Origin of the sequence: Gordonia sp. (in: high G+C Gram-positive bacteria) (assembly GCF_047606305.1) — a bacterium.
Classification (GTDB): Bacteria; Actinomycetota; Actinomycetes; order Mycobacteriales; family Mycobacteriaceae; genus Gordonia.
In genome coordinates this window covers 1-3,604 of sequence record NZ_JASGER010000022.1, presented here as the reverse complement: position 1 = coordinate 3,604, position 3,604 = coordinate 1, and the positions used below count along the sequence as shown (strand labels likewise).

Sequence of the window (3,604 nt, the reverse complement as noted above, 5' to 3'; positions counted from 1 at the left end):
GGTGCGCGCCGCCGCGCTGCGAGGGCGCTCGATGCGCGCCAGAACGGGCGGCCTCGCCCGCGCTGGGCCGAGGCGCGCCTGAACGGCCGTCCTCAGATCGGTTCACGCCTCAACTTTCTCACAGGTCGCACCGGTTTCCGCGCAGGCTCCCACCGTGTGACGCCCAGGTTGCCCAAATGCGCCCGACCACCACGGGAGTAGGCTGCAGCCCATGACTTCGTCCAGCACGACTCCCGCGGGCCGCAACGGCACGCGGCTGCCGCGCAGCGCGCGCCGTTTGCAGCTGCTCGACGCGGCCAGCGAGATCTTCGTGGAGCGGGGCTACCACTCGGCCGGGATGGACGAGATCGCCATCCACGCGGGGGTGTCCAAGCCGGTCCTGTACCAGCACTTCCCCTCCAAGCTCGACCTCTACATCGCGGTCGTCGACTCGCACGCCGAGAAGCTCGTCACCGCCATCAACGACGCCCTGCGCACCAGCACCGACAACCGCCAGCGCGTGCGCTCGGCGGTGGAGGCCTTCTTCGACTTCGTCGACCTGGACAACTCGGGCTACCGGCTGATCTTCACCTCCGACGCCAAGGACCCCGCGGTCATCAAGCGGGTCGAGGGCGCGATCGAGGCCTGCGTCGACGCGGTCTACGAGCTGGTCATGCACGACTCCGGTTTCGACCCGTACCGCTCGCGCATGCTCGCCGCGGGCGTGGTCGGCGCCAGCCAGGTCAACGCGCGCTACTGGATCGACGCGCACCGCCCGGTCGACAAGGAGGTCGCCGTCGAGACGACCGTCGCCCTGCTGTGGGGCGGACTGTCGCACGTCCCGTATCAGAACGCGGACAAGTCCTGAGCGGTTATTTGCTGCCGAACCCGACGCGGCGCACCTCGGCGCTGCCGACCTCGGCGTAGGCGATCTTCGCCGCCGGGATCAGGAACCGCGAACCGCGGTCGTCCACCAGGGTGAGCAGCTCGCTCTTGCCGCTCAGTGCCGACGACACCGCGTCGAAGGTCTTCTCGCTGTCATCGGCCACCTGCACGGCCAGTTCCCGGGGGCTGTCGACGATGCCGATCTTGACTTCAACGCTCATGGTCTAGAGCGTAGCCGAGGACCCGGCGCCCACGGCCCCGTGCAGTGGCCGTTTCGCCACCAGCGGAAGTCGGGGCCTAACCGAGCCCCAGATCGGCCATGCGCTGCGCGTGCCGCTCGGTGACCGAGTCGAAGAATTGCGACACCTGCGCCAGGTCGGTGGTCCCGCCGCTGAACAGCAGGTCGGTGACGTCCTCTTCGGCGGCCAACACCCACTGGGTGTGGGTGATCGCCTCGCCGAGCAGTCGCCGGCCCCACAGGGTGAGCGGCCACTTGAGCTCGGGCTCGGCGGCCACGCGGGCGCGCACCCAGTCGCGGGCGAACTCGGAGTTGCCCGTCTCGCGCATCACCGACGACACGACGTCGTGCGCCTCCTTCGGCAGGGCGTCGGCCAGCTCGCCGTAGAAGTCGGCGGCCAGACCGTCGCCGACATAGGCCTTGACCATGACCTCGTCCCAGGTCTTCGGGTTGGTGGTGCCGTGGTAGCGGTCGAAGATGTCGACGTACTTCAACACCTGCTCGGTCGGGTCGAGCCCGCGCTTGACCAGCTCCTCCGACAGCTCGTCGAAGTGCCCCATCTCCGAGGCCGCCATGCGGCCGATGGCGATCCGGCCGGCCACGTCGGGCGCCATGGCGGACTCGGTGATCAACCGTTGGTAGGCGGCGTATTCGCCGGCGAGAAGGACCGAGAACAGCTTGGCAATGCCGGGGCTTTCGTCCATGTCCACCGATGGTAGGCGGGCCCCGCGGCGCTGACCAAGTACACTGCACTCAGGTGCTGCACCGTGATCATCGGATGCGGCGCCGCGCAATGTGCGCGCATCGCTCCGCACGCGGCCCCTTCGGGCGCCCGCGATTCCAGTCGGAGCCGGCCCGAGCCGTCGGTGCGCGCGAAGCAATCCGAGAGGCTTTGGACAACCCCATATGAGCAATACCGCTGCGAGCACCGACGAGTCGGTGCAGACCACCATCATCGACGAGGAGCACTCCGCTCCCACCTTCGCCGAGCTCGGTGTGCACGACGACATCGTCGCCGCGCTCACCGCCGACGGCAAGACCCACACCTTCGCGATCCAGGAGCTCACGCTGCCGCTGGCCCTGGCCGGCGACGACCTGATCGGCCAGGCCCGCACCGGCATGGGCAAGACCTTCGGCTTCGGCGTGCCGCTGCTGCACCGCCTGGTCACCGCCCCCGAGTCGGGCGTCCGCGCACTGGACAACACCCCGCGCGCGCTCGTCATCGTGCCGACCCGCGAGCTGTGTCTGCAGGTCAACGGCGACCTCGAGGTCGCCGGCAAGGGCGTCGACGTCACCCTCGCCGACGGCACCGTGCGCCCGCTGAAGGTGACCGCCATCTACGGCGGCCGCCCCTACGAGTCGCAGATCGCCGAGCTGCAGGCCGGCGTCGACGTGGTCGTCGGCACCCCCGGCCGCCTGCTCGACCTGGCCCAGCAGGGCCACCTGGTCCTGGGCAAGGTCGAGATCCTCGTCCTGGACGAGGCCGACGAGATGCTCGACCTGGGCTTCCTGCCCGACATCGAGCGCATCCTCGCCGCCGTCCCGTCGGCGCGCCAGACCATGCTCTTCTCGGCGACGATGCCGGGTCCGATCGTGACCCTGGCCCGCACGTTCCTGAACCGGCCGACCCACATCCGCGCCGAGCACGCCAACGACTCGGCGGTGCACGAGCGCACCACCCAGCACATCTACCGGGCGCACGCGCTCGACAAGGCCGAGTTGGTGGCCCGCGTGCTGCAGGCCGACGGCCGCGGCGCGACCATGATCTTCACCCGCACCAAGCGCACCGCCCAGAAAGTCGCCGACGACCTGGCCGAGCGCGGCTTCGCCGTCGGCGCCGTGCACGGCGACCTGGGCCAGGGCGCCCGCGAGAAGGCACTCGCGTCCTTCCGCGACGGCACCATCGACGTGCTGGTCGCGACCGACGTCGCCGCCCGCGGCATCGACATCGACGACGTGACGCACGTGATCAACTACCAGTGCCCCGAGGACGACAAGACCTACGTCCACCGCATCGGCCGCACCGGCCGCGCCGGCCGCACCGGTATCGCGATCACCCTCGTCGACTGGGACGAGATGCACCGTTGGTCGCTGATCAACAACGCCCTCGGACTCGAGACCCCCGAGCCGGTCGAGACCTACTCCAGTTCCGAGCACCTGCGCGAGGAACTGAACATCCCCGAGTCGGCCACCGGCCGGATCGGTGCGCCGAAGACGGCCACCGGTACGCAGGGGCTGCGCAACAAGGACCGCGATCGCGACCGCAAGCGCGTCGAGCGACCGGCCCGGCCCAAGTCCGAGCGCACCCGCAGCCGTACCCGCGGCGGCAAGGCCGACGGTGAGCGTCCGGCCAAGGCCGACGGCGCCAAGGCCGAGAGTGCCGCGCCGGCCTCGTCGACCGCCGGTGAGGGCGACGGTGCACCGCGCCGTCGACGTCGCCGTCGCGGCGGCCGGGGCAAGGGCACCGGCGGTGCCGCGGACCAGGCCCAGGCGCCCACCGCG

The 3,604-nt window shown here is 70.5% G+C and carries 4 protein-coding genes; 2 read left to right on the top strand and 2 right to left on the bottom strand.

Features of this window, described 5'->3' with window-relative positions:
- Positions 1-211: 211 nt before the first annotated feature.
- Complete coding sequence (locus QM634_RS03680) at positions 212-847, top strand: TetR/AcrR family transcriptional regulator (RefSeq protein ID WP_415041423.1); 636 nt, start codon at positions 212-214, stop codon at positions 845-847.
- Positions 848-851: 4 nt separating this feature from the next.
- Here QM634_RS03680 and QM634_RS03675 read toward each other — a convergent pair whose 3' ends face one another.
- Both QM634_RS03675 and QM634_RS03670 read right to left on the bottom strand, forming a co-directional pair.
- Positions 852-1,085, bottom strand: coding sequence for a DUF3107 domain-containing protein (locus QM634_RS03675; RefSeq protein WP_415041422.1), 234 nt, complete (start codon positions 1,083-1,085; stop codon positions 852-854).
- A gap of 76 nt (positions 1,086-1,161) precedes the next feature.
- Complete coding sequence (locus QM634_RS03670) at positions 1,162-1,806, bottom strand: ferritin-like fold-containing protein (protein WP_415041421.1); 645 nt, start codon at positions 1,804-1,806, stop codon at positions 1,162-1,164.
- 202 nt (positions 1,807-2,008) lie between these two features.
- Here QM634_RS03670 and QM634_RS03665 point away from each other — a divergent pair.
- A partial coding sequence (locus QM634_RS03665; protein WP_415041420.1) for a DEAD/DEAH box helicase occupies positions 2,009-3,604 on the top strand: 1,596 nt, incomplete at its 3' end.

Coding starts and splice junctions, on each gene's coding strand:
- QM634_RS03680 (WP_415041423.1), top strand. CDS start 212: ATGACTTCGTCCAGCACGACTCCCGCGGGCCGCAACGGCACGCGGCTG.
- QM634_RS03675 (WP_415041422.1), bottom strand. CDS start 1,085: ATGAGCGTTGAAGTCAAGATCGGCATCGTCGACAGCCCCCGGGAACTG.
- QM634_RS03670 (WP_415041421.1), bottom strand. CDS start 1,806: ATGGACGAAAGCCCCGGCATTGCCAAGCTGTTCTCGGTCCTTCTCGCC.